This window comes from Marinobacter iranensis (assembly GCF_029207565.1).
GTDB lineage: Bacteria > Pseudomonadota > Gammaproteobacteria > Pseudomonadales > Oleiphilaceae > Marinobacter > Marinobacter iranensis.
Map to the genome: position 1 here is coordinate 1 of NZ_JANCMW010000223.1, position 264 is coordinate 264.

1 protein-coding gene is annotated in these 264 nt (G+C 65.5%); it reads left to right on the forward strand.

All coding sequences use genetic code 11. The features are described 5' to 3' along the window. Positions 1-264 (forward strand): ParA family protein (locus NLU14_RS22115; protein ID WP_275710658.1); only part of this gene is annotated, 264 nt, incomplete at both ends.

Below are 264 nucleotides of genomic sequence, written 5' to 3' on the forward strand. Positions count from 1 at the left end.
CAACCAGAAAGGCGGCGTCGGCAAGACGACCACCGCCATCAACCTGGCGACGGCGCTTGCCGCGATCGGTGAGCGCGTGCTCATCGTCGATCTCGACCCGCAGGGCAATGCCAGCACCGGGCTCGGAATCGACCGTCGCGATCGTACCGTCTCTTCCTATGACGTCCTCACCGGCCAGCTCGACCTCGAAGCCGCGGCCATGCCGACGGCCGTGCCAGGCCTGTCGATCGTTCCTTCGACACTCGACCTGCTTGGCATCGAGAT